Annotated in this window: 32 protein-coding genes; 14 read left to right on the forward strand and 18 right to left on the reverse strand. The window is 69.3% G+C overall.

Features of this window, described 5'->3' with window-relative positions:
- Positions 1–263 precede the first annotated feature (263 nt).
- Positions 264–890 carry a murein hydrolase activator EnvC family protein gene (locus OG202_RS34905; RefSeq protein WP_328224097.1) on the reverse strand — a complete coding sequence of 209 codons (627 nt, stop codon included), beginning with the start codon at positions 888–890 and terminating at the stop codon, positions 264–266.
- A gap of 274 nt (positions 891–1,164) precedes the next feature.
- Here OG202_RS34905 and rpsB point away from each other — a divergent pair, with 274 nt between their 5' ends.
- The 6 genes from rpsB (at position 1,165) to OG202_RS34935 (ending at position 6,192) form a co-directional block, all read left to right on the forward strand.
- Complete coding sequence (gene rpsB / locus OG202_RS34910; protein WP_328224098.1) at positions 1,165–2,124, forward strand: 30S ribosomal protein S2; 960 nt, start codon at positions 1,165–1,167, stop codon at positions 2,122–2,124.
- Between the two features lie 160 nt (positions 2,125–2,284).
- The gene (tsf, locus tag OG202_RS34915; RefSeq protein ID WP_326576636.1) at positions 2,285–3,121 is read left to right on the forward strand and encodes a translation elongation factor Ts; all 837 of its coding nucleotides are present in this window, start codon (positions 2,285–2,287) and stop codon (positions 3,119–3,121) included.
- Positions 3,122–3,317: 196 nt separating this feature from the next.
- Positions 3,318–4,079 (forward strand): UMP kinase, encoded by a 762-nt coding sequence (pyrH, locus tag OG202_RS34920; RefSeq protein ID WP_327727627.1) that lies wholly within the window; start codon positions 3,318–3,320, stop codon positions 4,077–4,079.
- Positions 4,080–4,234: 155 nt separating this feature from the next.
- Positions 4,235–4,792: a ribosome recycling factor gene (gene frr, locus OG202_RS34925; protein ID WP_045561444.1), complete on the forward strand. Its 558-nt coding sequence runs from the start codon at positions 4,235–4,237 to the stop codon at positions 4,790–4,792.
- Entirely contained in the window at positions 4,792–5,910 is a 1,119-nt protein-coding gene (locus OG202_RS34930) for a phosphatidate cytidylyltransferase (RefSeq protein ID WP_327727626.1), read from the forward strand. Before frr ends, OG202_RS34930 begins: the two co-directional genes overlap by 1 nt.
- A 105-nt stretch (positions 5,911–6,015) precedes the next feature.
- A complete protein-coding gene (locus tag OG202_RS34935; RefSeq protein WP_319768401.1) occupies positions 6,016–6,192 on the forward strand; it encodes a hypothetical protein in 177 nt (58 codons plus the stop codon).
- A 160-nt stretch (positions 6,193–6,352) separates the two neighbouring features.
- Here OG202_RS34935 and OG202_RS34940 read toward each other — a convergent pair whose 3' ends face one another.
- The 12 genes from OG202_RS34940 to OG202_RS34995 all read right to left on the reverse strand — a co-directional run bounded on the left by OG202_RS34940 (position 6,353) and on the right by OG202_RS34995 (position 13,733).
- On the reverse strand, positions 6,353–7,588 hold the full coding sequence (locus OG202_RS34940; protein WP_328224099.1) for a tyrosine-type recombinase/integrase: 1,236 nt from the start codon (positions 7,586–7,588) through the stop codon (positions 6,353–6,355).
- Positions 7,588–7,785: a helix-turn-helix transcriptional regulator gene (locus OG202_RS34945; protein ID WP_184899872.1), complete on the reverse strand. Its 198-nt coding sequence runs from the start codon at positions 7,783–7,785 to the stop codon at positions 7,588–7,590. Before OG202_RS34945 ends, OG202_RS34940 begins: the two co-directional genes overlap by 1 nt.
- 2 nt (positions 7,786–7,787) lie before the next feature.
- Positions 7,788–9,164: a replication initiator protein RepSA gene (gene repSA, locus OG202_RS34950; RefSeq protein ID WP_328224100.1), complete on the reverse strand. Its 1,377-nt coding sequence runs from the start codon at positions 9,162–9,164 to the stop codon at positions 7,788–7,790.
- A complete protein-coding gene (locus OG202_RS34955) occupies positions 9,157–9,342 on the reverse strand; it encodes a hypothetical protein (protein WP_328224101.1) in 186 nt (61 codons plus the stop codon). Before OG202_RS34955 ends, repSA begins: the two co-directional genes overlap by 8 nt.
- Before the next feature lie 85 nt (positions 9,343–9,427).
- Positions 9,428–9,979, reverse strand: coding sequence for a GGDEF domain-containing protein (locus tag OG202_RS34960; protein ID WP_328224102.1), 552 nt, complete (start codon positions 9,977–9,979; stop codon positions 9,428–9,430).
- A 92-nt stretch (positions 9,980–10,071) separates the two neighbouring features.
- Entirely contained in the window at positions 10,072–10,377 is a 306-nt protein-coding gene (locus tag OG202_RS34965; RefSeq protein WP_328224103.1) for a SpdD-like protein, read from the reverse strand.
- Positions 10,378–10,389: 12 nt separating this feature from the next.
- Positions 10,390–10,545, reverse strand: coding sequence for a hypothetical protein (locus OG202_RS34970; RefSeq protein WP_328224104.1), 156 nt, complete (start codon positions 10,543–10,545; stop codon positions 10,390–10,392).
- 12 nt (positions 10,546–10,557) lie between these two features.
- Positions 10,558–10,749 carry a mobile element transfer protein gene (locus OG202_RS34975; RefSeq protein WP_328224105.1) on the reverse strand — a complete coding sequence of 64 codons (192 nt, stop codon included), beginning with the start codon at positions 10,747–10,749 and terminating at the stop codon, positions 10,558–10,560.
- 19 nt (positions 10,750–10,768) lie between these two features.
- Positions 10,769–11,449, reverse strand: a complete 681-nt coding sequence (locus OG202_RS34980; RefSeq protein ID WP_328224106.1) for a DUF2637 domain-containing protein — start codon at positions 11,447–11,449, stop codon at positions 10,769–10,771.
- Between the two features lie 5 nt (positions 11,450–11,454).
- The gene (locus tag OG202_RS34985; protein WP_328224107.1) at positions 11,455–11,937 is read right to left on the reverse strand and encodes a hypothetical protein; all 483 of its coding nucleotides are present in this window, start codon (positions 11,935–11,937) and stop codon (positions 11,455–11,457) included.
- An 84-nt stretch (positions 11,938–12,021) separates the two neighbouring features.
- The gene (locus OG202_RS34990) at positions 12,022–13,377 is read right to left on the reverse strand and encodes an FtsK/SpoIIIE domain-containing protein (protein WP_328224108.1); all 1,356 of its coding nucleotides are present in this window, start codon (positions 13,375–13,377) and stop codon (positions 12,022–12,024) included.
- Between the two features lie 2 nt (positions 13,378–13,379).
- Positions 13,380–13,733 (reverse strand): SCO3933 family regulatory protein, encoded by a 354-nt coding sequence (locus OG202_RS34995; RefSeq protein ID WP_328224109.1) that lies wholly within the window; start codon positions 13,731–13,733, stop codon positions 13,380–13,382.
- Between the two features lie 154 nt (positions 13,734–13,887).
- Here OG202_RS34995 and OG202_RS35000 point away from each other — a divergent pair, with 154 nt between their 5' ends.
- Genes OG202_RS35000 through OG202_RS35010 form a run of 3 tightly spaced genes read left to right on the forward strand, consistent with a single transcriptional unit; the run spans position 13,888 to position 15,441 of the window.
- Entirely contained in the window at positions 13,888–14,625 is a 738-nt protein-coding gene (locus tag OG202_RS35000) for an XRE family transcriptional regulator (RefSeq protein WP_328224110.1), read from the forward strand.
- On the forward strand, positions 14,622–14,939 hold the full coding sequence (locus OG202_RS35005) for a hypothetical protein (RefSeq protein ID WP_328224111.1): 318 nt from the start codon (positions 14,622–14,624) through the stop codon (positions 14,937–14,939). Before OG202_RS35000 ends, OG202_RS35005 begins: the two co-directional genes overlap by 4 nt.
- A gap of 31 nt (positions 14,940–14,970) precedes the next feature.
- Positions 14,971–15,441, forward strand: a complete 471-nt coding sequence (locus OG202_RS35010) for an NUDIX hydrolase (RefSeq protein WP_328224112.1) — start codon at positions 14,971–14,973, stop codon at positions 15,439–15,441.
- On the opposite strand, the gene OG202_RS35015 is transcribed toward OG202_RS35010, so the two are convergent.
- The 3 genes from OG202_RS35015 to OG202_RS35025 form a co-directional block, all read right to left on the reverse strand.
- Positions 15,429–15,989 (reverse strand): HD domain-containing protein, encoded by a 561-nt coding sequence (locus OG202_RS35015; protein ID WP_328224113.1) that lies wholly within the window; start codon positions 15,987–15,989, stop codon positions 15,429–15,431. The two genes, OG202_RS35010 and OG202_RS35015, sit on opposite strands and share 13 nt — an antisense overlap.
- Positions 15,990–16,505: 516 nt before the next feature.
- A complete protein-coding gene (locus OG202_RS35020) occupies positions 16,506–16,871 on the reverse strand; it encodes a hypothetical protein (protein ID WP_328224114.1) in 366 nt (121 codons plus the stop codon).
- On the reverse strand, positions 16,852–17,349 hold the full coding sequence (locus OG202_RS35025) for a hypothetical protein (protein ID WP_328224115.1): 498 nt from the start codon (positions 17,347–17,349) through the stop codon (positions 16,852–16,854). Before OG202_RS35025 ends, OG202_RS35020 begins: the two co-directional genes overlap by 20 nt.
- Before the next feature lie 526 nt (positions 17,350–17,875).
- Here OG202_RS35025 and rlmN point away from each other — a divergent pair.
- The 5 genes from rlmN to OG202_RS35050 all read left to right on the forward strand — a co-directional run bounded on the left by rlmN (position 17,876) and on the right by OG202_RS35050 (position 23,957).
- Positions 17,876–18,982 carry a 23S rRNA (adenine(2503)-C(2))-methyltransferase RlmN gene (gene rlmN, locus OG202_RS35030; protein ID WP_239757503.1) on the forward strand — a complete coding sequence of 369 codons (1,107 nt, stop codon included), beginning with the start codon at positions 17,876–17,878 and terminating at the stop codon, positions 18,980–18,982.
- A gap of 316 nt (positions 18,983–19,298) precedes the next feature.
- Positions 19,299–20,384, forward strand: a complete 1,086-nt coding sequence (locus OG202_RS35035; protein WP_328224116.1) for a thiamine ABC transporter substrate-binding protein — start codon at positions 19,299–19,301, stop codon at positions 20,382–20,384.
- Positions 20,360–22,057, forward strand: a complete 1,698-nt coding sequence (locus tag OG202_RS35040) for an ABC transporter permease (RefSeq protein WP_443052318.1) — start codon at positions 20,360–20,362, stop codon at positions 22,055–22,057. Before OG202_RS35035 ends, OG202_RS35040 begins: the two co-directional genes overlap by 25 nt.
- Positions 22,057–23,091, forward strand: a complete 1,035-nt coding sequence (locus tag OG202_RS35045; protein ID WP_328224117.1) for an ABC transporter ATP-binding protein — start codon at positions 22,057–22,059, stop codon at positions 23,089–23,091. The genes OG202_RS35040 and OG202_RS35045 overlap by 1 nt, the downstream gene beginning before the upstream one ends.
- Positions 23,092–23,102: 11 nt before the next feature.
- Positions 23,103–23,957, forward strand: coding sequence for a maleylpyruvate isomerase family mycothiol-dependent enzyme (locus OG202_RS35050; protein ID WP_326576616.1), 855 nt, complete (start codon positions 23,103–23,105; stop codon positions 23,955–23,957).
- Between the two features lie 74 nt (positions 23,958–24,031).
- Here OG202_RS35050 and OG202_RS35055 read toward each other — a convergent pair whose 3' ends face one another.
- Both OG202_RS35055 and OG202_RS35060 read right to left on the reverse strand, forming a co-directional pair.
- A complete protein-coding gene (locus tag OG202_RS35055; protein WP_327727622.1) occupies positions 24,032–24,730 on the reverse strand; it encodes an LAETG motif-containing sortase-dependent surface protein in 699 nt (232 codons plus the stop codon).
- 194 nt (positions 24,731–24,924) lie between these two features.
- Positions 24,925–26,049, reverse strand: coding sequence for an LOG family protein (locus OG202_RS35060; RefSeq protein WP_328224118.1), 1,125 nt, complete (start codon positions 26,047–26,049; stop codon positions 24,925–24,927).
- Positions 26,050–26,162 lie beyond the last annotated feature (113 nt).

Here is a 26,162-nt window from a genome sequence, read left to right on the forward strand (position 1 = left end):
GCCCCGCGTCGTCATGCGTCAGGGTCGAGCTCGGGGCGGGGTAGCGCTCACCGGTGCCGGCCCCGTACCTCCCCCACTCTCGGCTTCGCCTCGAGCGGGGCCCTCGTCGCCCACCCGTGCCACCCCGGAGCCACGCCTGCCCGCAGCCGGGACGGCAACGTGATTGCCGTGGTCAGGGACGGCAGGCACGCTTGCTCGTGGCCGGGGACGGCAACACCATCGCCCGCAACTGCGCACGGCCGTGAAAGAGGCCGGCCGTCCGGCTACTCGGGTACCGACAGTAGGCGTGAGGGGCCCCTGCGCAGCAGCCACGGCGGGAGGAGCGAGAGCGGGTCCAGGTAGGTCTCCCCTCTGCGCAGGCCCCAGTGCAGGCAGGCTGTCGGGCAGTGGGACGGGGAGGCTTCCAGGGTGCCCAGGATCGTGCCCGCGGTTACCTCGTCGCCCTTCTTCACGGATGCCCGGACCGGCTCGTAGGTCGTGCGCAGGGGTGGGTCGCCCGTGGCGGAGAGGTCGACGGCGATGACTCCACGGCCCGCCACCCGGCCCGCGAAGGAGACGCGGCCCGATGCCACCGCGCGTACCGGGGAGCCGGGCGGGGCGGACAGGTCGACGCCTCGATGCCCCCGGGCATAGGGGGTGGGCGGGGGCTCCCAGGCGCGGACCACCAGCGGGCGGAGCCCGACGGGCCAGGCACGGCCCAGGGCGGGGACGGGGTCCTCGGGGGCCGGTGGCCCGGGGGCCGCGCGAGGTGCCGTCGTCCAGGCCGTGGCCAGGAGGGTCGACATCAGGCACAGCAGCAGGGTCGACCATGCACCCGCACCCGCACCCGCACCCGCACCCGCACCCGCACGTCGGCGGGTCGTTCGCTCGTGAGCCGTTTCGTGAGACATGGGGGAAGCGTCCCGTGAACCGGGCGATCATGGTCGGGATCTGTGGAGTACTCGCCGGTTGTGGATATCGGCGTCACCCGGGGCCTCGCGGGTCCCGTACACTTCTGGTGGCGATCCGGGTCACCGGGTCGACTTCGCACGCCCCGGTACGAGGCCCGTCTGTGGTCCGTATCAGCGCCTCTCGGTCCTTTGTGGCAACGGCGCTTCGCGGGTGTCAGGCGCGGGAGCCGTCCGGCTCCCACGGCACAACCGAGAAAATTCAAGGAGAACGGCCATGGCCGTCGTCACGATGCGGGAGCTGCTGGAAAGCGGCGTCCACTTCGGTCACCAGACCCGTCGTTGGAACCCGAAGATGAAGCGCTTCATCTTCACGGAGCGCAACGGCATCTACATCATCGACCTGCTCCAGTCGCTGTCGTACATCGACCGCGCCTACGAGTTCGTCAAGGAGACCGTCGCCCACGGCGGCACGGTCATGTTCGTCGGCACGAAGAAGCAGGCGCAGGAGGCCATCGCCGAGCAGGCCACCCGCGTCGGCATGCCCTACGTCAACCAGCGCTGGCTGGGCGGCATGCTCACCAACTTCTCGACCGTCTACAAGCGTCTGCAGCGCCTCAAGGAGCTCGAGCAGATCGACTTCGAGGACGTCGCCGCGTCGGGTCTCACCAAGAAGGAGCTTCTCGTGCTCTCGCGCGAGAAGGCCAAGCTGGAGAAGACCCTCGGTGGTATCCGCGAGATGCAGAAGGTGCCCAGCGCCGTCTGGATCGTGGACACCAAGAAGGAGCACATCGCGGTCGGCGAGGCCCGGAAGCTCAACATCCCGGTCGTCGCCATCCTCGACACCAACTGCGACCCCGACGAGGTCGACTACAAGATCCCCGGCAACGACGACGCGATCCGCTCCGTCACGCTGCTCACCCGCGTGATCGCGGACGCGGTCGCCGAGGGCCTCATCTCCCGCTCCCGGGTCGCCACCGAGGGCAAGGGCGACAAGGCCGCGGGCGAGCCGCTGGCCGCCTGGGAGCGCGACCTGCTCGAGGGCGAGAAGAAGGCCGACGAGGCCCCTGCCGCCGCTGCTGAGGCTCCGGCTGCCGCCGAGGCCCCCGCCGAGGCTCCGGCCGAGGCCGCTGCTGAGGCTCCGGCCGAGGCCGCTGCTGAGGCTCCGGCCGAGGCCGCTGCCGAGGCTGAGGCCCCCGCCGCCGAGGCTCCGGCCGCGGACGCCGAGCAGGCCTGACCTTCACGGTCGTAGGGCTGTCGACATGACGGCGGGTGGCGCCGAGCGCGCCACCCGCCGTTCACCCACAGCCCGTAGATCTTTCGGCGGGCGCCCGCCCTACGAGCGGCGGCGGACGCCGACTTCGAGACTTCGAACTCCGAGAAGAGATTCACAGATCATGGCGAACTACACCGCCGCCGACGTCAAGAAGCTCCGTGAGCTCACCGGCGCCGGCATGATGGACTGCAAGAAGGCGCTGGACGAGGCCGAGGGCAGCGTCGACAAGGCCGTCGAGGCCCTGCGCATCAAGGGCCAGAAGGGCGTCGCCAAGCGCGAGGGCCGCTCCGCCGAGAACGGCGCCGTGGTCTCCCTCATCGCCGACGACAACACCTCCGGTGTGCTGGTCGAGCTGAAGTGCGAGACGGACTTCGTCGCCAAGGGCGAGAAGTTCCAGGCCGCCGCCGCCGCGATCGCCGAGCACGTCGCCAAGACCTCCCCGGCCGACCTCGAGGCCCTGCTCGCCTCCGAGATCGAGGCCGGCAAGACCGTCCAGGCGTACGTCGACGAGGCCAACGCCAACCTCGGCGAGAAGATCGTCCTCGACCGTTTCGCGCAGTACGCCGACGGTTTCGTCTTCTCCTACATGCACCGCACCATGCCCGACCTGCCCCCGCAGATCGGTGTCCTGGTCGAGCTGGACAAGGCCGACGCCGCCGTGGCCAAGGGCATCGCCCAGCACATCGCCGCCTTCGCGCCGAAGTACCTCTCCAAGGAGGACGTGCCGGCCGACGTCGTCGAGTCCGAGCGCCGCGTCGCCGAGGAGACCACCCGCGCCGAGGGCAAGCCCGAGGCCGCCCTGCCGAAGATCGTCGAGGGTCGCCTCAACGGCTTCTTCAAGGACGCCACGCTGCTCGGCCAGCCGTACGCGCTGGACAACAAGAAGTCCGTCCAGAAGGTCCTGGACGAGGCCGGTGTCACCCTGAAGCGCTTCACGCGCATCAAGGTCGGCATCTGAGTCCGTTACGCGACGGGCGCCCGGCCCCGATAGGGTCGAGTGCAGTCGTTCGCGTACGCACGCCACGTGCGCGCGTGACGCGCGACGGACGACAGCGGATCTGACGAGGAGGCCATTGCCGCGCATGGGATGCGAACACCACCCCACCGGCAATGGCCTTCTTCGTATGTGCGACACGTAAAGAGGCGAGATCTCCATGACCACCAAGCCCGAGAAGAGCGACGCAAGCAAAGCGGAACGCGGCCGGTTCATGCTGAAGCTGTCCGGAGAGGCGTTCTCCGGGGGCGGTGGCCTCGGCGTCGACCCGGACGTGGTGCACGCCATCGCCCGGGAGATCGCGGCCGTCGTACGCGACGGAGCAGAGATCGCCGTCGTCATCGGCGGCGGCAACTTCTTCCGCGGCGCCGAACTCCAGCAGCGCGGCATGGACCGGGCCCGCTCCGACTACATGGGCATGCTCGGCACGGTCATGAACTGCCTCGCCCTCCAGGACTTCCTGGAGAAGGAGGGCATCGACAGCCGCGTCCAGACCGCCATCACCATGGGCCAGGTCGCCGAGCCGTACATCCCGCTCCGCGCCGTGCGCCACCTGGAGAAGGGCCGTGTGGTCATCTTCGGCGCCGGTATGGGCATGCCGTACTTCTCCACCGACACCACCGCCGCCCAGCGCGCTCTGGAGATCGACGCCGAGGCGCTGCTGATGGGCAAGAACGGCGTGGACGGGGTCTACGACTCCGACCCCAAGACCAACCCGGACGCGGTCAGGTTCGACTCCCTCGGCTACGGCGAGGTCATCACCCGCGAGCTCAAGGTCGCCGACGCCACCGCGATCACGCTCTGCCGTGACAACAAGCTCCCGATCCTCGTGTTCGAGCTTCTCAAGGAGGGCAATATCGCGCGGGCCGTCAAGGGTGAGAAGATCGGCACTCTCGTGGGTGATCAGGGAAGCCGGGCCTGACCGGGTCCTTCCCCTGCCCGGGGGACGGAGCCTGACCAAGGGATGGACAATGTCCTGCCGGTCCGGAACCGTGCAGGAACAAGACGCGACGCAGCCGGCCGCCGACCAGACCAAGTACAGCTGCCGGGCCTACTCAAGACACGCAGGAGCAAGTGGTGATCGAAGAGACCCTCCTCGAGGCCGAGGAGAAGATGGAGAAGGCCGTCGTGGTCGCCAAGGACGACTTCGCCGCGATCCGCACCGGTCGTGCGCACCCGGCGATGTTCAACAAGATCGTGGCCGACTACTACGGTGCGCTGACGCCGATCAACCAGCTGGCCTCGTTCTCGGTGCCGGAGCCGCGCATGGCCGTGGTGACCCCGTTCGACAAGACCGCCCTGCGCAACATCGAGCAGGCGATCCGCGACTCCGACCTGGGCGTCAACCCGAGCAACGACGGCAACATCATCCGAGTGGTGTTCCCCGAGCTGACCGAGGAGCGCCGCCGCGACTACATCAAGGTCGCGAAGAGCAAGGCGGAGGACTCCAAGGTGTCCATCCGCTCGGTCCGCCGTAAGGCCAAAGACGCGATCGACAAGCTCGTCAAGGACGGCGAGGTCGGCGAGGACGAGGGCCGTCGTGCGGAGAAGGAGCTCGACGACACCACCGCGAAGTACGTCGCCCAGGTGGACGAGCTGCTCAAGCACAAGGAAGCGGAGCTCCTCGAGGTCTGATGAACGACTCTTCCTGGGGGGCGCCGTCACAAGCCGGGTACTGGGCGCCGACCGACCGGGGACGTGTCCAGGGGCATGCCCCGGCGGGTCCCCCGTACGATGCGCCTGAGGCCCAGCAGACTCGCCCCATGCCCATCGTGCCCGACGTACCCGCGCATGGCGGGGACCAGGACGACGACCGGGGGGCCGCTCGGCAGGCCGGTCCCCCGTTCCGCGACGAGACGCCGTCGGCGCACCCCTACGGGGAGGCGCCGCAGAAGCCGGAGCCCATGCCCGACGCCCCGCAGCCCGCCCCGCAGAAGAAGAGCGCGGGCCGTGACCTCGGCGCCGCCATAGGGGTCGGCGTCGGGCTCGGCGTGGTCATCGTCGCGTCGCTGTTCATCGTCAAGGCGGCCTTCGTCGGCGTGATAGCGGTGGCCGTGGTGGTCGGGCTGTGGGAGCTCACCTCGCGCCTGCAGGAACGCAAGGGCATCAAGGCGCCCCTCGTTCCGCTCGCGGTCGGCGGGGCCGCCATGGTCGTCGCCGGGTACGTGCGCGGGCCCGAGGGCGCGTGGGTGGCCATGGCGCTCACCGCGCTCGCCGTCCTTGTCTGGCGGATGACGGAACCGCCGGACAACTACCTCAAGGACGTCACCGCGGGGGTCTTCGCGGCCTTCTACGTGCCGTTCCTGGCCACGTTCGTCGCGCTCATGCTGACCGCCGACGACGGGCCGCAGCGGGTTCTGGTGTTCCTGTTGCTGACCGTCGTCAGTGACACGGGCGCGTATGCCGTCGGCTGGCGGTTCGGCACGCACAAGCTCGCGCCGCGCATCAGCCCCGGCAAGACCCGTGAGGGACTGCTCGGCGCGATCGCCTTCGCCATGGTCGCCGGCGCGCTGCTCATGCAGTTCGTCATCGACGGCGGTGCGTGGTGGCAGGGCCTGCTCCTCGGTCTCGCCGTCGCCGCCAGCGCCACGCTCGGCGACCTCGGCGAGTCCATGATCAAGCGGGACCTCGGCATCAAGGACATGGGCACGCTCCTGCCGGGCCACGGCGGCATCATGGACCGCCTGGACTCCCTCCTCCCGACCGCCCCGGTGGTCTGGCTGCTGCTGGTGCTGTTCGTGGGCTCCGGCTGACAGACGCGTTGATGGTGTCGTGGGCCCCCGTCCGGTTCGCCGGGGCGGGGGCCCCTTTCCGTGGTCCTTCGGACGGTCGGGCGGGAGTCGATAGAGTCCGCGTTCATGGGGAGAGCACGGGTGGGCGAGGACGGCAGGTACCACGGTGATCTGCCCTGCCGGTGGTGCGAGACGCTGATCGACCAGGCGGGCCGACGCAGACCGCGCCTGTACTGCCGTATGTCCCATCGCTGGAAGAACTACGGCGCGTGGATCGTGGGCGTGGTCGGCGGAATCCTCTGACCTCTCGACCGGCTCGGGTCACACGATTCGATCTGCGACACTGGGAGGGTTATGCCTGCACCCGGAGAACTGATGTGCTCCAGGCACGAAGAAGCCCCCCACCAGCGATGTTCTCGCCAGTAGGGGGCTGTCTTATGCCCGGTGGGCCGTCCCTGGGCCGTCAGGGCTCCTGGGCCGTGTCGAAGACACCATCCAGGGCCCGGCGGGCACGCTCACTGCTGCTGGGCATCAGGTGGGCGTACACCCGCAGCGTCATCGCCGGATCGGAGTGCCCGAGGTATTCGCTCACGGCCTTGATGCTCTCGCCCGCGTCCAGGAGGACCGAGGCGTAGAAGTGGCGCAGGGCATGCATTCCGTGGTGGCGGGCGGACGCGTGCCGCTTGCCGGGTTCGGGGGTCGGGATAAGGCTGGCGGCGGCCAGGGCGCGCTTCCACTCGTAGGCGTTGAAGTTGCTGCGCCAGACGACCCCGTCGGCTGTGTTGGTGAAGATCAGACGCCGTTCGGTGAGTGGGCCGTCCGGTCGTATCCACGGCAGCTTGATGGGCACGGGCGGATGATTCTTCATGTGCCGCCGAAGGGCCGAGGCGACCGAGGACGGCAGCGGTACGTCACGCCCCTTGTTGCCCTTGGGGGGAGCGAAGACGGCGACGCCCCGGATCAGCTTGACCTGAGTGGTGACCCGAAGGGTGTCGCTGCCGAGCTGCAAGGTGTCTTCGGCCAGACCGATGATCTCGCCCTGTCGGAGACCGCAGCCGCTGCCCACGTCGACCATGGCTCGGTAGCGTTCGGGCAGAGCATCGCGGACCGCACGCACCTGGGAAGGGAGCCAGGGCACGACTCGGGCGGAGGAGGCAGTGGGCGGGCGGACCGACGCAGCCGAGCACGGATTCCGGGCGAGGTGGCCGTCATCGACGGCGGCCGAGAGCACGGCACGGACGTTGGCGTAGATGTTGCGGGCGTAGGTGGCGCCGATGGAGTCGTTCTCCAGGTCGCGCACGAACTCGCGGATGTGGACCGGTCGGAAGGAACCGAGTGGACGCGCCCCGAGTCGCGGGAAGGCGTGCAGCCGAAGACGGTACTCCGTTCCGATGCGCGTATTGAGGTCGGTCGTCTGCCCGGCGAGCCAGCGTTCCGCGTACTGCTGGAAGGTTGTCCGGGCAGCCTTGGGGTCGACGTACTGACCACGGGACATGTCGGCAGCCGTCTCGGCCAACCACTCTTCGGCACGGCGCTTCTGCCGGTCCGGGAAGGACTTGCTCTTCTCGGTGCCGTCCGGTCCGACGTACCGGGCCCGGTAGCGGAGCCCGTTGCCGTAGCGGTCGGTCTTGACCTTGATCGGCTTGCCGTCCGGCCCGGGCTCGGTCTTGTACCAGCGGTCTTGGATGTGCCCAGCCATCAGGCAGCCTCCCCAAGCTGCGAATCCACCCAGGCCCGTATGTCGCTCGGGTCGAAGCGAAGATGCCGGCCGACGCGGAAGCCGCGGGGGCCGGTGCGCTTGCGCCGCCACTGGTAGACCGTCTCGACGCTGGGCAGTTCGAACATCTCGACCAGGTCCTCGGGAGTCAGGAACCGGTTCGGCAGCTCTGCGGCCATGGTCAGCACTCCCTTTCGTCGGCGAGCTGGTCGCGTAGGGCTTCGCGGGCGGTTTCGCGGTTGCGTTGGAGGTCGCGGGCGATGGTGGCGGCGAGGGCGGATTCGCCGGGGGTGTGGCCGTGTCCGGCGTACTGCCAGCCGGCGAGGACGAGCACGGTGTCCGGCTCGCGGTCGTCCAGGGCGAGCGCTTCGCGTTCCTGCGCGGCGCGGTAGTCGGCGCGTGTCTGGCGGAGGGCGCCGAGAGTGGTGGAGTAGCGGCGGGACTTGGAGGAGAAGTGTCCGCGGAAGCCAAGCATGTGAGCCCAAGCCCACAGGCGGCGGTCGGGATACAGCGGGTCGAGCCGCTTGCACGCCTCGATCAGGCGGCGGGTGTGGTCGGGGACGCCGTGGCGGTCGAGTTCGGAGAGTTCGCCGATGCGGCGGTCCAGGGTTCCGGTGTTCTCGGCCGCCTTGGTGGCGTACTTGGCGACGTAGGAGGCAACGGCCTGTTCGGTGATGTCGGAGCCGTCGCCGAAGGCCTTGACCGGGCGTACGTCGAGCTGGGTGCCCCAGCGGAAGGTGCGGGCGGGCTGATCGTCGGCGGCGGGGACCGAGACCGAGGTGTAGGAGTGCGCGGCAGCCGCCCGGATGGCGTCGGTGAGGAGGTCGACCGTGGCCCAGGACGGCGGTGGCGTGTCCGGACCGTCCGGGCCGTCGACGCGGATCACGGCGTGAAAGTGCAGGGCCCCGCGCTTTTGGAACTCGGCGACCTTGCCGTACGACAGCCGGGCCGCTTCCTTGAGCTCTCGCTGTGTCAGGCCTGCGCGGGCGGCGACCTCGCGGCGGAGCCGGTTGGTGAAGCGCTGCCACAGCTGGCCCGCGTGGTTGTTGAAGAGGACGGCGCCCGCGTAGTCGTAGGTGGCCGGGTCGAGGGCGGTGCCGAGGGCGGGATCGTCGGCGGCGTGGTGGGTGCCGCAGCGGCAGGCGCCATGGTCGGGGCGGTTGTGGACGCGGCCGAAGGAGGGGGCGGTGAGGGTGGCGAAGACGCGGGGGTGGTCGCGGACGGTGGCGGGTATGTCGCGGCGGTCGTCTCCGGCGAGGCCCGCGCGGATGAGGTGGTAGGTGTCGCCCGCGTAGGTCCAGGCGCAGGAGGGGCAGCGGGAGGCGCGGCGGTTTCCGCAGGCGAGGCGGAGGCGTCCGCCCGGCTCGTTCTCGGTGGAGTAGTGGTGCAGGGTCTCGCCGGTGGTCTTGTCTTTGGCGATCGTCCAGCCGGTGAGGTGGATGGGGTCGGCGCAGCCGCCGGTGCGGCGGATCTGCTCGTGCCAGCGGTCGTAGTCGGAGGCCGAAGCCACCCTCAGCAGGTCGCCGAGGGTGGCCGGGTCGAGCAGCTGGTCAGGCACGGGCGCCCTCCCGGTTGCTGCGGGTGCGGGTGGCGCCGGTGCCGTGGCAGGCCGGGCAGTGCGCGGTGACGGTGCGCAGGTGACCGCGAGCGTCACGGCCGCCGAGGGTGATGGCGACGGAGGCGAAGCCGTCGCAGGCCGGGCAGATCCACGGCGGGTGTGGAGCGTGGTGGGCCATGATGGTGGTTCCTTTCGATTGCGGTTGGAAGGAACGGCCCCGGGTGGCGGCGTGCTTGGCGGCTTGTGCGCCACCCGGTGGCCGGTCAGCGAGAGGCACGGGAACCGCGACGGCCACGGCCTTTCGCGGCGTACATGGCCGCGTCAGCGGCGGCGAGCGCGTCGGTCAAGGTCGGCACCGGAAGCTCGGCGATGGGGCAGACACCGACCGAGGCGGCCAGCGGCAGCGGGACGCCGTCGTAGAGCAGCGGCCGGTGGAGTGCCGCAGTGAGCGCGTCGAGATCGACAGCGGCCAAGTCCCGTACGACCGCGACGAATTCGTCTCCGCCCAGGCGGCCAGCGGTGCCGTTGCGTCCGCACCAGGTGTGCAGCCGGACGGCGGTCTCGGCGAGTGCGGCGTCCCCGGCGGCGTGGCCGTACGTGTCGTTCAAGGTCTTGAAGTGGTCGAGGTCGACCAGGAGGACGGCCGCGCACGGGTGCCGGCGGATGAGGTCTTCGGCGCGGGCGGTCCATCCGGCACGGGTGTGCAGTCCTGTGAGGGGGTCGCGGCGGGCGGAGGCGAGGCGGCGGGCGAGGATGCCGCCGTGCACGGCCCAGCCGAGTAACGGCAGGATGCTCGCGGCTATGTGCACGTCCATGGCGTTCTCCTTGGCGATGGCGGTTGGCGGACGGAACGCGGTCCCAGAGGCGGCGGCGTGCTTGGCGGCTTGTGCGTCGCCCCCGGGTCCGTTCAGCGGCGGTGCGGGGAGGAGACGAGCGAGCGGATGACCAAGGCGCAGATGGCGACCGAGGCGGCGGTGACGGCAACCGCGAGGAGCATGGAGACGAGGACGGTGCCGACGACCAGGACCACGGCGGTGCCGCCGCCGACCAGGGCGAGCACGGACCCCGGGGTGAGCTGCACCGTGGGCCGGGACGGCGGAGCCGGAGCAGGCGGGGCGGGGGTGTGCTGGATGACGGTGGTCGGCTCGACGACGGCGGGCGGGGAGACGAGCCCGGTCGGGGTGGGCATGGTGGGAATCTTCGGGCGGAACATCAGCGGACCTCCCTACTTGATCGTGGTGTCGATGACGGGGGCGAGGATGCTGTCGGCGATGAGGTAGCCGCCGAGGAGGAGGACCAGGACCAGCCAGAGGGGCGGGCGGATGAGCTTGATGCCGAGGTAGCCGATGGCGGCGAGGGCGAACCAGAGCGGGACTTCCATGGCGGTGGCCTCCTAGCTGACGGTGCAGCGGTGGGTGCGGGCGGCGAGCTGGGCGGCGGTCTGGCTGGAGTAGTCGGCGGACCAGCCGCAGCGGTCGTTGGTGCACACGGCGGCGTGCTTGGTGCGGCCGTTGCGGTCGCGGTGGGTGCCGATCTGCACGGGGCCGATCCGCATGACGGAGTGGAAGTGATCGCGGGCAGGCATCGAGTCGGTTCCTTTCGGTTCAGGCGAGTTGGGCGGCGATGGCATCGGCCAGCTGCGGCGGGACGCCGAGGCGGGCGCGCAGGGTGTCGGTGTCGATCGGCGATCCGGTCCGGGCGTGGTGGTCGTCGGCGACCTTGCGGGCGTGGTCGACGAGCGCGGCCGGGACCGGCGGAGCGGTGACCGCGGGCGGAGCCGGGACGGGCTCAGGTGCGGGAAGGGCCGGAGTGTCCTCGACCGCAGGCGGCAGCGAGGTCGAGGCGTCCAACTCCGGTGCTTCGGTGTCCGGTTCGGGGTCGGGGTCGAGGTGAAGCGGGGGTGCCGGCGGATCCGACGCCCGGTCTTCGGCGGAGTGGGCGAGGAGGGTGCCGCCCATGAAGGCCAGTGCAGGCCAGGCGGCGACGAGGATGCGCAGCCAGGCGGGGACGTTGTCGAGGTCGAGGAGTCCGGCGGTGGCGACGTTGGCGCCGAGCGAGGCCACTAGCGCGATCACGAACCAGCACCAGGCCAGCCGGGACGGTCCATCGGTGCGCAGGCGTCGCCACGCGGCGACCAGGAGCAGGTCAACTGAGACCGGGTAGGCCCAGGCTTTCCAGCCGTCCTGTCCGGCAGCGGCGGCGAGGTCGTGCAGGTGGGCGAAGGACAGCGCCCCGGCAATGACCGCCTGGACCAGCACGGCATCGATGCGCAGTCGCGAGGCCATCACGGTCACCCCGCCACGATTCGGCCGTTGGCCGTGACGATTGCCTTGAGGACCAGGGCGAGGTTGGTGGTGTCGAGGCCGGTGACGGTGTCGCCGAGCGGGACGCGGGCGGTGGTGTCGGCGAGCGAGGCGGCGAGGGCCAGGATGCGCAGTTCCCCGCTGGAGGCGGGCAGTTCCTTCGCGGCCAGGGCTTCGACGACCTTGAGCCAGTCGACGCCGTACGGCTCGGGGTCGGGCCCGGAGTAGTCGATCAGGAGCAGGCCGGGCCGCTCCGCCAGGCGCTTGATCCACAGGCCGTGGTCGATGAGGAGGTTGATCGCGGCACGCAGGGCCGGGGAGCCGTCGGCGCTGGTCTGGAGGGTGATGGTCAGCTGGTCGGGGTCGATGGTCACCGTGCCGTTGTCGGTGTCGTACCAGGGGCAGTCACGCTCGTCGTGGTCGATGCCGGTCTCGTCGCCGTCGACGTCGCCGCAGTGCTCGCAGAACACGAGGGTGTTCCTTCCTGTCTGGAGGCATGGAGGGGGTAGGGACGTGGCGCGAAGCGGTCGCGCCGAGCCGGGGAAGCGGGAGTGTCAGGCCGTGGCGGGGGCTGTCTTGGACAGCGGCACCGGGGCCGGGGGCGCTGGGGTGAGCGCGGGGCGGAAGGCTGCCAGGGCGGGCAGGTCCGGGGTGCGCTCAGCGTGCTTGTTGCAGATGTTCACGGCCTCGCGCAGCGACGTGTGCGGGGCACGGATGCGGGCCCAGCCGCCGGAGGCGTCACCCGTGACGGCGATACCGGGCGTGTCGGTGGGGATCTGGATGGCGGCGAGGACGGCGTCCGGCGAGATGTCACCGAAGGCCATGTTGGCGCTGGATTCGTCGTTGACGCGGTGCGCGGTCCGGCCGGTGAGCTGGGCACGGAGCATGGTGATGCCCTTGCCGAGTTCGGAGCCGAAGCGCTGTCCGCAGATTTCGAGGTAGATGCCGGCGGCGCGGCCGAGCTGGGCGAGCCGGACGAGGGCGGTAATGATGCGGTCCCGCCGCTTCTCCTCCTCCTTGGTGGCGAAGAGGGCGAGTTCGGCGACCTCGTCGACCAGGACCACGACCGGGACCGGGCGCAGGTCGGCGGGCAGGTCCCAGATGTCGGCGGCGATCTCCGCATCCGGCACGTTCACCGTGATCCGCTGGTTGGCCCGGATCAGCTGATAGACCTCCTCCATGTGCGTGACGAGCGCTTCGAGCAGGGCGAGGGCGGTGTCAGGGTTGTCGGCGAGCGCGGAGAACCGGCGTGCCAGCGGGAAGAGTTCCACCCCTTGCTTGCAGTCGATGCCCACCAGCGCGACATCCAGCGGAGCCAGCCCGGCGACCAGGTTGCGCTGGTAGACGGACTTCCCCGATTCCGTGGCGCCGAGGGTCAGGCCGTGCGGGACGGTCCGGTAGTCGCGATAGTGCACCGAACCGTCCTCGCGCAAGGCGACCGGAACCCGCATCGGGCGGGCGTCGGTCTTCGCGGGCATCTGCACCCGCCTGAGCACGTCGTAGCCGGTCATCCGCACCTCCACCACACCCGAGCGCAGCTCACGCGAGGTGACGCCGTACACGCCGAAGGAGTGGCGAAGCCGGTCTGCGGACGCTGCGACGTCGAAGGCGTCCTGTCCGGGGCGCAGGCCCAGACGGAGGACCAGGCCGGTGCGGGTCGGGCGTATCCGCAGGATGCGCGGTGGGCGGGACTGCGGCACCTCCCGGTTCGCCACCCGGGCCAGCGCCAGACGCCAGCGGGAGGGCGGAACCGTCAGCCCGCAGGCGTCCATGACCGAGGCGTAGCGGACCAGGACCCGCACCGTGGCGAGAGCGACCCCGAAGGTCAGCCAGTACCAGGCGGGACGCCGCCACCGCAGGATCACTGCGGCAGCGACGACCAGCACCAGAGCGACCGTGAACCAAGTCATGATCAGGCAGCCTTCGGCTTCGAAGCAGCAGCGGCGAGCGAGGTGACCGCGACCGCGCGAAACGCGATGCCGTGGCGCTTCTGGCCGTTGAACTCGTTCTCCCACGCCGAGGCGACCAGGCCCGTCAGCGCGACCGGGGTGCCCATGGCCAGGTCCTCGGAGACGCCCGGCTGCGGAACGGTGAGCTTGAGGATCTCGACCTCGTCCGCGGTGGAGAACATGACCTCCACGGTCATCAGGATCACGCCGTCCTTGTCGAGGGCGATCTCACCGGTACGGCGGTCCTTGACCTTGGGCTGCGGAGCCTTGGCGATCATCACGGTCGCGGCGGAGGTGTCAACGGGAATCTGACGCATCGTCTGTTCTCCTGCTGTTGATGGGAGTTGTCCGGCGCCTGCCGGTGAGACAAGGAGACGACGAGAGGGGGTGGACGCATCACGGTCCGTATGGACGTTTAGGGACGTCTGAGTTATCGTCAAAACGTCCCTGGAACGTCCGAGAGAGGCAGCCATGGCGAACGAGCGTCTGCGCGCGGCGATTTCAGCGAAGGGCGAGACCATCCAGTCCACGGCCGATCACGTCGGGGTCGACCCCAAGAGCGTGGAGCGATGGATCACGACCAACCGCACTCCGCACCGGGGGCACCGCTGGAAGGCCGCGAGCTTCCTGGGCGTAGACGAGGTCTACCTGTGGCCCACCGTCGAGAAGCAAGCCGAGACGGCGAGCACGTCCGAGCTGATCACGTACTACCCGCACCGGGGCGCGGTGCCGGCCGCTCTGTGGTCATCGCTCATCGAGAAGGCCGCGGACCAGGTGGACATCCTTGTGTACGCAGGACTGTTCCTCTTCGACAACCATCCGGACCTGCCGTACGAGTTGGCCGAGAAGGCCAAGGCCGGTGCCCAGGTACGCGTCCTCCTCGGCGACCCCGACTCGGAGATGGTCCGGCAGCGCGGCGAAGAGGAAGGCATAGGCAATGACCTGGCGGCACGCGCCCGGATCACGCGGCGCTATCTCGAACCGGCGATGAAAACGCCGGGCGTCGAAGTCCGGCTGCACGACACGATCCTCTACAACTCGATCTATCGGTTCGACGAGGATGTGTTGGTGAACCCGCACGTGATCGGAGCCCCCGCCGGGCAGAACCCCGTACTACACTTCCGCTACATCCCGGGCGCCCGCACCTTCCGGCACTACATGCGGAGCTTCGACTACACATGGGAGCGCGGGACTCCCGTGACGCCATGACCGCCCAAGGCCTACCGCTGCTCGCGGATGTCTTCCCCGAGTTGACGGCCGACATCCTGCGTCTACTCGACCCCGAGGACAAGGTCCTGATCGAGCAGATCCCAGCCTTGCGGTACCACGGCGTATGCACGTGTACGCCCACCTGCCGCAACCTTCTGACAGCAGCGCAAGGTTCGCCCACCCCCTACCTGTGCGAGCTGACGGAGCACGACGAAGTCGTGATCTGGCTCAGTCTCGATCCGACCGCGACGGTCATCGTGGACATCGAGATCCTGGACGGCAGAGACCTCGGACCCGCCGCGCAGCGAACCTGACCGCCTCAGCGCACATGCGAGGCTTGGATGCATGGCCCGCATCGACTACTTCAACGACCCCAATGCCCCGAAGGCGAACAGCCTCGTCCCCTCCGTGACCGCAGTGGCCCTTAACGAGGCCGGGGAGGTCCTGTTGATCCACAAGACGGACAACGACCTTTGGGCCCTCCCCGGTGGCGGCATCGACCTCGGTGAGTCGGCCCCCAGCGCGGCCGTACGCGAGACGAAGGAGGAGACAGGGTTCGACGTGGAGGTGACCGGCCTCGTCGGGATCTACACGAACCCCGGCCACGTCATGGCGTACGACGACGGCGAGGTCCGACAGCAGTTCTCCATTTGCTTCCACGCTCGCATCATTGGCGGCCAACCGCAGACGAGCAGCGAGAGCAAGGAGGTTGCGTTCGTCGACCCGAGCAGGCTGGACGAGCTGAACATCCACCCGTCCATGCGTATGAGGATCGATCACGGCCTGGCCGACCGGGCAGAGCCCTACATCGGTTGATGAGCCATGCGGGCTCGGGTCCGCTCGACTGCGTCCTTGAGGTACGGCCGTGCCTTGCTGATCGCGTTGTGCACTTCGCTGCCCGGTTCGTAGCGGACGAGGATCTCGTCAATACGGGTGTCGAAGTCGAAGGACTGCCCGGCGGGGCCCGTCGTCATGTCGGCCATGATCAGGGCGTCCAGGACCGGTGAGTCTTCCCGCTCGTATACCGCCAGCTCTGCCGTCAGTCCTCGCTGCTCTGCTTCGTACACCGCCCCCGAGTGATGGGCGACCAGCCGTACGAGGCGTGCCGGCGCACCCAGCGTTTCCAGATGGCGAGCGCCGTCGATGGGGTGGAAGCCGGTGTCCCGCAGCTCGGGGGCATAGCCGATGTCGTGCAGCCACGCGGCGGCAACGAGGAGATTCCGGTCAGCCTCAGACACAGCCACGGCGATCTCTTGCGCCCGAGCGGCTACAGACTGAGTGTGCAGCCAGCGGTTCCCGAGCGGAGGAAGCAGGGACTCGGCGAGTGCCGCCGCCCCTTGGGGTGTGTCCAGTGCAGAAGGCATGGATGAAACGGTAGCCGAGACGGGCACGGAGCCGACAGGCCACGATCGAGCAGTTCGATCATGGTGCGGTACAACTTTCCCTACATCATCAAGAGCCCGCGCACGGCGCGGGCGCGCGCCGCCTCTGCGGCGCGGCCTGCCTCCTGTCTGCGCCCCGGCTGGCCGCGCCCGGCGGCGCGCTACGTGCATGCGGGCAGAAGCGAGGAAGCCACCCGCAGGTCAAAGGCATGCCTCCGGCGGGGGCGCTCAGGCTCCGAGATGGCGGGGGCGCCGTTCGCGAGTGCCGGCCGTTTGTGGTGTGCGCGGGGAGCTCCCATCCCGTCTGCCGTCGACCCAGGCAGAGCCGAGCAGACGCGGCCCCTGGCGTCCAGGTCGTTCGTACAGTGGCGCGCTCCACCTGGACGCCAGGAACCACGCCTGCTCCACGGTGTGTGGGTCGACGGCAGACGGGATGGGAGCCAGGGTGAGTGGTGGGTGAGGCTGAGTGGCTATCGGACCCGTACTGGTCTGGAGGGGTCACAACCAGAGGATCAGGGCGACGATTACGACGAGAAGGATAAATGGACTGGCGATTGCTTTACGGAGCTCTCGTTCACCTTTTCCGGGAAACATAGGGTCATCGCCCGCGTCTGTGAACTGGGTCGCCAAGTCTCCTTTCCCGGTCAGGATGTCACTCGCATCCCGTACCAGTGCGGCGGCCGACTTCACGTCACCTGATTCCTTCAGCATTTCATCGATCTTGGCCAGCATCTGAGGGGAGGAGACCGCCAGTTTCCGTACGTTTTGCTTGGTCGCCTCGTCGATCGACTCATTGTTGATGATCGTCTGAAACACGCTGCCATTGTTGGTCTGAATATACTGATCAATCGCCGTTCCGGCCATTCTTCCCTCCCTCGCACGTCGTATTGCTCACCAGCGACGGCGCACGGTCCAGGCTCAGGTGAAAGGATGAGGCGCACTCACCTTGGCTCTTGGACTGGCCAAGCGGGCCAGCCAGTATGAGCGCGATCAAGACCGCAGCAACAGCCGAGACAGTGGCCACTCCGACTCGCGCAAACGGATTTAGCGCCTGACCGATCGTCTTGACCAAGGTGGGCCACTTGTGCGTGACCCACAAGATGAAGATCACACCGATTGCGGCAAAGACAAGTAGTCGGTCACGCACAAAAGCCCCGACGTACTCATCGGAGGATAGGCGTACCAGATGCCCGATAAACCATTCGAGAGTTGGCAACACGTAGGGGAAGTATTCATTGATCGCTTCGATGCCAGCCAGTGTAACGAGGATAGCCAAAATGGCAACGAACGCGTAATGAGCGATCCCGAGCCAACTCGCGTTGTTGGCGGAGGGAAGCTTCACCGCTTGCCGTCTCGGTAGTTGTTCTGCGACACGGTGCCATGGTTTGTTTCAATGAATTGCCCGTTGACGGTGATGCCGTCCGACCGTGCGCTACGAGGCGGGTGGGGTGTGTTGGTGCCGTTGTCCGGCTGCGCGTCGCTACCAGGAGGCAGAGGGGCAGGGTCCTGGTTACCGCTGGATCGTGAGCGTGTCCACCGAGCAGTGATCACGGCGCCCCCGAGAAGGCAAAATCCACCGATTAAGGCTGCGGCTATCTCGATCATGGAGCCCCCTGAGGTCGGTAACGGTCGCCAAAATCCTACCCAACGCAGGTAGTTGGGGACGCTCGAACATCAGTCAACGAGGGCAGACAGTGCATGGCAGCAGACTGCCCTATGGCATGTCATGAACGAGGCACGAGACCGCGGCTGGGCCGTCCCTGGGCCGTCCGAAGCCGACCAACGCCGACAGACGCCACCCACAGGTGGCCACCCCCACCCCCCTCTGGCCTGGGCTCCCCGAGTTGATCTGCGACACTGGGAGGGTTATGCCGAAGCCCGGAGAACTCACATTCGTCGCCCCCCGCGGAGCCAAGAAGCCGCCGCGGCATCTTGCTGATCTTTCGCCTGTGGAGCGTAAGGAGGCTGTTGCCGCGATCGGGGAGAAGCCGTTTCGCGCCAAGCAGCTCTCGCAGCACTACTTCGCGCGGTACGCGCACGACCCGGAGCAGTGGACCGACATCCCCGCGGGCGCGCGTACGAAGCTTCAGGAGGCGTTGCTTCCGGAGCTGATGACGGTCGTGCGGCATCTGTCGACCGACCAGGAGACCACGCGCAAGACGCTGTGGCGGCTGTTCGACGGGACGCTCGTCGAGTCGGTGCTGATGCGGTACCCGGACCGGGTCACCATGTGCATCAGTTCGCAGGCCGGGTGCGGGATGAACTGTCCCTTCTGCGCGACCGGGCAGGCCGGGCTCGACCGGAATCTGTCGACCGCCGAGATCGTCCATCAGATCGTCGACGGGATGCGGGCGCTCAGGGACGGCGAGATCCCCGGTGGGCCCGCGCGGCTGTCCAACATCGTCTTCATGGGGATGGGGGAGCCGCTCGCCAACTACAACCGGGTCGTGGGGGCCATCCGCCGCCTCACCGATCCGGAGCCGGACGGGCTCGGGCTCTCGCAGCGCGGGATCACCGTGTCGACGGTCGGGCTCGTGCCCGCCATCCATCGGTTCTCCGACGAAGGGTTCAAGTGCCGGCTCGCCATCTCGCTGCACGCGCCCGACGACGAGCTGCGCGACACGCTCGTACCGGTGAACACGCGGTGGAAGGTGCGCGAGGTCCTGGACGCAGGCTGGGAGTACGCGGCCAGGTCCGGGCGGCGGCTGTCGATCGAGTACGCGCTCATCCGGGACATCAACGACCAGGCGTGGCGCGGTGACCGGCTGGGCCGGCTGCTCAAGGGCAAGCCGGTGCACGTGAACCTGATTCCGCTGAACCCGACACCGGGGTCCAAGTGGACGGCCTCCCGGCCCGAGGACGAGAAGGCGTTCGTCGAGGCCATCGCGGCCCACGGCGTGCCGGTGACCGTCCGGGACACCCGGGGGCAGGAGATCGACGGGGCGTGCGGTCAGCTGGCGGCCACCGAAAGGTAGGCGGCCACCGAAAGGTAGAGCGACCGGTGGCGCGACCTGGCGCGACGGACCGTCGTGGCCACCGGCGGGGGTCGGAATCCGGCCACGGGGTACGCTGACCTCCGTACACATCTTCATATTCCGACAGGGGAGCGCCACAGCGCTGAGAGTGCGGCAAGCGGGCCGCAGACCCTCTGAACCTCGCCCAGGTCATTCTGGGTAGGAAGTTCGGTCTTCACTCAAGCTGTTGCGCCCTGCCCGGGAGCCGGAGGAACCTCCGACGGTCCCCGGGCAGGGCCGCGTCTCTTCCTGGTCACGCCCAGGAGGAATCGATTCAGTGCACATCACCAAGAAGGCAACGGTTCTGATCGTAGGGCTGGGCCTCGTCACGCTGTCCGCGTGCGGGTCGTCCGGATCGGGCGGCAGCGGCAGCGGGGCCGACTCCAAGACCGTCACCCTCGTCAGCCACGGCTCCTTCGCCTACTCGAAGGACGTGCTGAAGGCGTTCGAGAAGGAGTCCGGGTACAAGGTCAAGGTCCTCAAGAGCGGGGACGCGGGGCAGGCCGTCAACCAGGCGATCCTGACCAAGGACAACCCGCAGGGCGACGTCTTCTTCGGCGTCGACAACACGCTGCTGTCCCGCGCGCTCGACAACGGACTCTTCCAGCCGTACGAGGCGAGCGGGCTCGACAAGGTCGGCGCCGAGTACCAGCTCGACCAGGACGAGCATCGGGTCACGCCCATCGACTCCGGTGACATCTGCGTCAACTACGACAAGGCGTACTTCGAGAAGAACAAGATCGCGCCGCCTCGGTCGTTCGACGATCTGATCAAGCCCGAGTACAAGGACCTCCTCGTCACCGAGAACGCCTCCACCTCCTCGCCGGGGCTCGGGTTCGTCCTCGGTACGGCCGCCGAGTACGGCGACGACGGCTGGGAGGGCTACTGGGAGAAGCTCAAGGCCAATGGCGTGAAGGTCGTCGACGGCTGGGAGCAGGCGTACTACCAGGAGTTCTCCGGGTCGACGGACGGCAAGAAGGCCGGCGGCGACCGGCCGCTCGTCGTGTCGTACGCCTCCTCGCCGCCCGCCGAGGTCGTCTACGCGGACCCGAAGCCGAAGACCGCGCCCACCGGGGTCGCGACCGGCACCTGCTTCCGGCAGATCGAGTTCGCGGGGCTGCTGAGCAACGCGAATAACGCCGAGGGCGGCAAGGCGCTGATCGACTTCCTGATCTCGAAGGAGTTCCAGGAGGACATGCCGCTCAACATGTTCGTGTACCCGGTGGTCGAGGGGGCGTCCGTGCCCGCCGAGTTCACCGAGTACGGGCCCGCGGCGAAGGACCCCGAGACCATGGCGCCGGAGAAGATCGCCGAGAACCGTGACCAGTGGGTCAAGTCGTGGACCTCGCTCGTACTGAAGTAACCGAAGCGACCAAGGAGGCCGTGGCCGCACCGCGTGGACCCCGTCGGTCGGGGAGCGCGGCGCGGCTCGGGCTCATGGTGCTGCCCGTCGCCTTCTTCGGGGTCTCCTTCGCCTATCCCGTCGCCGCGATCGTCGTCCGGGGGCTGAAGGCCGACGGGACCTGGGACCTCGGGCGGATCGGGGAGGTGCTCGCGGACTCCGGGATCCGGCACGTGCTGTGGTTCACCACCTGGCAGGCGCTGGTCTCGACCGCGCTCACGCTGCTGATCGCGCTCCCCGGCGCGTATGTGTTCGCGCGCTTCGATTTCAGGGGCAAGGACATTCTGCGGGCGGTCGTGACCGTGCCCTTCGTGCTGCCGACCGTGGTCGTCGGCACGGCGTTCCTGGCGCTGGTCGGGCGCGGCGGACTCTTCGACGAGCTGTGGGGCGTAAGGCTGGACACCACGGTGTGGGCGATTCTGCTCGCGCATGTGTTCTTCAACTACGCGGTCGTCGTACGGACCGTCGGCGGGCTGTGGGCGCAGCTCGACCCGGGGCAGGAGGAGGCGGCGCGGATGCTCGGGGCGTCGCCGCTCGCGGCTTGGCGGAGGGTCACGCTTCCGGCGCTCGCACCCGCCGTGGCCGCCGCGGCGCTGATGGTCTTCCTCTTCACCTTCACCTCCTTCGGTGTGGTGCAGATCCTCGGTGGGCCGACCTTCTCGACGCTCGAAGTGGAGATCTACCGGCAGACCTCGGAGATCTTCGACCTCGCGACGGCCGCCGTGCTGACACTCGTGCAGTTCGTCGCGGTCGGGTGCATCCTCGCCGTGCACGCGTGGACCGTACGGCGACGGGAGACCGCCCTGCGGCTGGTGGACGCGTCACTCACCTCCCGACGTCCTCGTGGGGCGGGGCAGTGGGCGCTCCTGGGCGGGGTCCTCGCCACCGTCGTCGTGCTGATCCTGCTGCCGCTGGGCGTGCTGGTGGAGCGGTCGCTCGACGCGCCCGGCTTCGGCTACTACAAGGCGCTGACCAGTGACGACAGCGGGATCTTCCTGGTGGCGCCGATCGAGGCGGTCGGCAACTCGCTCACGTACGCGCTCGCCGCGACCGCCATCGCCCTGGTCATCGGAGGGCTCGCCGCCGCCGCGCTCACCCGGCGGGCCGGCCGTCTCGTCCGTGGCTTCGACGCGCTGCTGATGCTGCCGCTCGGGGTGTCCGCGGTGACCGTCGGCTTCGGCTTCCTGATCGCGCTGGACGAGCCGCCGCTCGACCTGCGGTCGTCGTGGATCCTGGTGCCGCTCGCCCAGGCCCTGGTCGGCGTCCCCTTCGTCGTACGGATCATGCTGCCCGTGCTGCGCGCGGTGGACGAACGGCTGCGGGAGGCGGCGGCCGTGCTCGGGGCGTCGCCGTGGCGGGTGTGGCGTGAGGTCGATCTGCCGATGGTGCGGCGGGCGCTGCTGGTCGCGGCCGGGTTCGCCTTCGCCGTGTCGCTCGGGGAGTTCGGGGCGACCGTGTTCATCGCGCGCGCCGACAACCCGACACTGCCCGTCGCGGTGGCACGGCTGCTCGGGCGCCCCGGGGACCTCAACTACGGCCAGGCGATGGCCCTTTCGACGATTCTGATGGTGGTGTGCGCGGGCGCCCTGCTGGTGTTGGAGCGCCTCCGCCCCGATCGCACGGGGGAGTTCTGATGTTGCTCAGGCTTGAGGACGCGACCGTACGGTTCGACGGGCGGCCCGTGCTCGACGCGGTCGGTCTGGAGGTCGCCGAACACGAGGTCGTGTGTGTGCTGGGGCCCAGTGGCAGCGGCAAGTCGACGCTGCTGCGGGTGGTCGCGGGTCTCCAACCGCTCGACGCCGGGCGGGTGTTGCTCGGCGGACGGGACCAGCGGGGCGTGCCCGCCCACAAGCGCGGTGTCGGCCTGATGTTCCAGGACCACCAGCTGTTCCCGCAGCGGGACGTGGCCGGCAATGTCGCCTTCGGGCCCCGCATGCACGGCGCGGCGAAGGACGAACGTGCCGTACGGGTACGGGAGTTGCTGGAGCTGGTCGGGTTGCCCGGGGCCGCGCGCCGACGGGTCGGGGAGTTGTCCGGCGGTGAGCAGCAGCGGGTGGCGCTGGCCCGCGCCCTCGCTCCGCGCCCCCGGCTGCTCATGCTGGACGAGCCCCTCGGCCAGCTGGACCGCTCGTTGCGGGAGCGGCTGGTCGTCGAACTCCGGGAGCTGTTCGGGGAGTTGGGGACGACCGTGCTGGCGGTCACGCACGATCAGGGGGAGGCCTTCGCGCTGGCCGACCGGGTCGTGGTGATGCGGGACGGGCGGATCGCCCAGTCCGGTACGCCTCTTGAGGTGTGGCAGCGGCCGGTGGACGAGTTCGTGGCCCGTTTCCTCGGTTTCGACAACGTGGTCGACGCGACCGTGACGGGGGCGATCGCGGCCACGGCGTGGGGCAAGGTGCCGGTGCCCGAGGGCGCGCCGCAGGGGGCGTGCGCGCTGCTCGTGCGGCCCGCCGGCGTACGACTGGTCGACGTGGCCGACGGGCTTCGCTGCACCGTGGCCGCGCGTACCTTCCGGGGCACCCATGTCGCCGTGCACCTCCAGCCCGGGGGCGCGCCGCGTCTGGAGGCGGCGTGCGCGCTGCGGGACGCGCCGGAGCCCGGGGCCGAGGTCGGCGTGAGCTTCGACGCGACCGAAATCGTCGTGCTGGGAGCCGGTCCCGCCGCATAAGGTGCGGCACCATGGCGATAGGTACGCGAGAACCCCAGGCCCGGCATGACCGCTACTGCGCCGAGATCGAGCTTCAGGTACGGCGGTTGAGGGACATCGTGACCTCGGGAGCCGATCTGTCGGCGACCGTGCCGACCTGCCCCGACTGGTCGCTGGAACAGCTACTGAGGCACACCGGCGGCGCCATGCGCTGGGTCGAACTGAACGTACGGACCCGGTCGGAGGAAGAGGTGCCCGAGGCGGACGTCCCGCTGTGCGAGGGCCCGGAGAAGCAGGGGGACCCGGTCGCGCTGGACGCCTGGCTCGCGGAGACCGGCGAGATGACCGTGGCCACGCTGCGCGAGGCGGGGCCCGAGGCGCCGGTGTGGTCATGGGGCTGGGAGCACAGTGCGGGGTTCTGGGCCCGCCGGATGGCCCATGAGCAGGTCATTCACGGGGCCGATGCCGCGCTCACCGTCGGGCGGCCGGTCGAGGTGGCGCCGGAGATCGCCGCCGACGCGATCGACGAGTGGCTGGAGATCGTCGAGTTCGTGCAGCGGACCATGCCGCACGACGCGGCGGCCGAACTGCGCGGCCCGGGACGGACCATCCATCTCCATGCCACGGACACGTCCGCGGAGGTGAACGTCGAGCGACGCGAGGAGGGGGTCCCCTCGCCCGAAGAGTGGGGGAGGGTGGTCGAGCTGACCGAGGACGGCGTGCGCCGGCGCCGTGGCCACGAGGAGGCGACGGTCGCGCTGCGCGGGCCGCTCACCGAGGTGCTGCTCGCCTTCTATCGCCGACTGCCGCCGGACGGTGGCGAGTTGGAGGTGTTGGGCGACCGCGGGCTGCTGGACTTCTGGCTGGAGCGGGCGACGTTCGGGTGAGTGCGAGGCAGTGCCCGGCGTGTGGCCCGTACCCTCGGTGAGAGGTACGGGCCACAGCCCTGAGGCAGCGGCGATCAGCGTGTGGAGGCCCCACGCCGCCGCATGCTGTAGTACACGGCACCTGCGCCGAGGGCGACCAGGGCCGCCGCGGCACCGGCGATCGTGCCGGTGTTGGAGTCGCCACCGGTCTCGGCGAGGTCGGAGTCACCCTCGGGGGAGGGGGCGTTGTTGTCGTTCGAGCCGACGGGCGTGGTGCCCTCGGAGGCGGACGGGGTGGGGGACGTCTTGGTCTTGGACGGCTTGCCCTTGTCCTTGTCCTTGTTCTCCGCGGGCTTCTTCGGGTTCTTCGAGTTGGCCGGCGGGGTGACCGTCTCCGCCGTGCAGGCCTCGGCGGGGGCGACCAGGATCGGCAGGTCGTCGTCGACGTACTTGTCCGCCGTGACGTGGATGCGGTACTCGGCGTTCGGCTCCCATTCCTCCTCGAAGGTGACGGTGACACCCTCGGCGGTGGAGTTCTCGATGGTCCTGCTGCCGACCTGGCGCAGGTCGGCCCCGTTGTTCTCCAGGTAGACGGAGATCTCGGCCTTGACGCCCAGGGGGTCCACATCGGTCACACGGATGACGCCCTTGTCACCGTCGCACCCGGCGACGGCGGAGAAGTCCTTGATGCTGCAGGCCATGGCGTTGCCCGCGGCGCCGAACACGAGTGCGGCGGACGCGAAAGCAACACCGACATAGCGCGAAGTCCGCGCGGTACGGGGAGATATGGACACTTTTGCCCTTCACGGGAAGCACAGGGGAGTGGGGGGCGACGGAGGGCCGCCGGAGGAGCGGCTTCCCCATGTGCCTCACAGGTTTATAAGTGCGCCATAAGCACTGTCAATCCGAAGAAGTGTTTGGGCGGTTGGCTTTGCCCATTGATGAACCGTCCGCAGGTTTGACGCGTGTTCAGCAACGCGCGTAGCTCTCACCCTCCCAGACGCGCCAAGGCCTCCGGGGCCTCCTCGATGCGGTCCACCAGGGCTATCCGGGCCTCCATCGAACGGCCCCGCGCCAGCGACCGGAGCAGTGGCCAGGTCGGCAGTCTCTCCGTCCAGTGGGCGCGGTCGACGAGAACCATGGGGGTCGGTTCACCGCGCGACTCGTAGTAGTTGGGGGTCGCGTTGTCGAAGATCTCCTGGACGGTTCCGGCCGCGCCCGGCAGGAAGACGACGCCCGTGTCGCAGCGGGCCAGGAGACCGTCCTCGCGGGTGGCGTTGGCGAAGTACTTCGCGATGTGCGAGGCGAACGGGTTCGGCGGCTCGTGGCCGTAGAACCAGGTGGGGATGCCGACGGAGGTGCCGCCCTTCGGCCAGCGGGTGCGCACGTCGAAGGCGGCGCTCGCCCAGTCGGTGATCGAGGGCGTGAACGTCGGTGCCTTCGCCAGGATTTGCAGCGCCTCGGCGAGCATCTCGTCGTCGTACGGGGCCGCGTAGGCGCCCAGGTTCGCCGCCTCCATCGCGCCCGGACCATCGCCGGTGGCGACCGTGAGACCCGAGCGGGCCAGGGTGCGGCCGAGGTGGGCGGCGCCCTCGTACGCCTCGGTGCCGCGTGCCATCGCGTGACCGCCCATCACGCCCACCACCCGTGCGCCGGTGAGGAGTTCGTCGAGGGCGTCGGAGACGGAGTCGTCGTGGACGGCGCGCAGCATGGAGGCGTAGACGTCCCGGTCGGCCTTGGTCCGCTGGAACCAGGCGTACGCGAGGGCGTCGGGTGTCGCCTCGTAGCCGCCGTCCGACAGGGACGCGAAGAGTTCGTCGGGGGAGTAGAGCAGGCCGCGGTACGGATCGAAGGGCAGGCCGGGCACGGGCGGGAAGACCAGGGCGCCGTCCGCGCGTATCTTCGCCGCCGCCTCCTCGCGCATCGGGCAGCCCAGGAAGACGGCTCCCGCCGTGCCGGTGGCGAGCAGCACGCGCGTACGGTCTGTCAGGTCGACGGCCTGGATGCGGAATCCCGAGAGCGTGCCGCGCGCGGAGACGATCGCGTCGAACTCCTCGATCGTCTCGATCTCGTGGTCGCCGTGGTGGGCCGCGTGGGCGGGCATCGTCTGCACCCGCCCATGCTATTGCGCTCCGCTGGGGGAGCCGGGGTCGTGCCGGGGGCCCGGAGCAGCGTGGGCGGGTGCGGGTGCGTCGTGGCTGGTCGCGCGGTTCCCCGCGCCCCGTC

Source organism: Streptomyces sp. NBC_00310 (genome assembly GCF_036208085.1).
GTDB lineage: Bacteria > Actinomycetota > Actinomycetes > Streptomycetales > Streptomycetaceae > Streptomyces.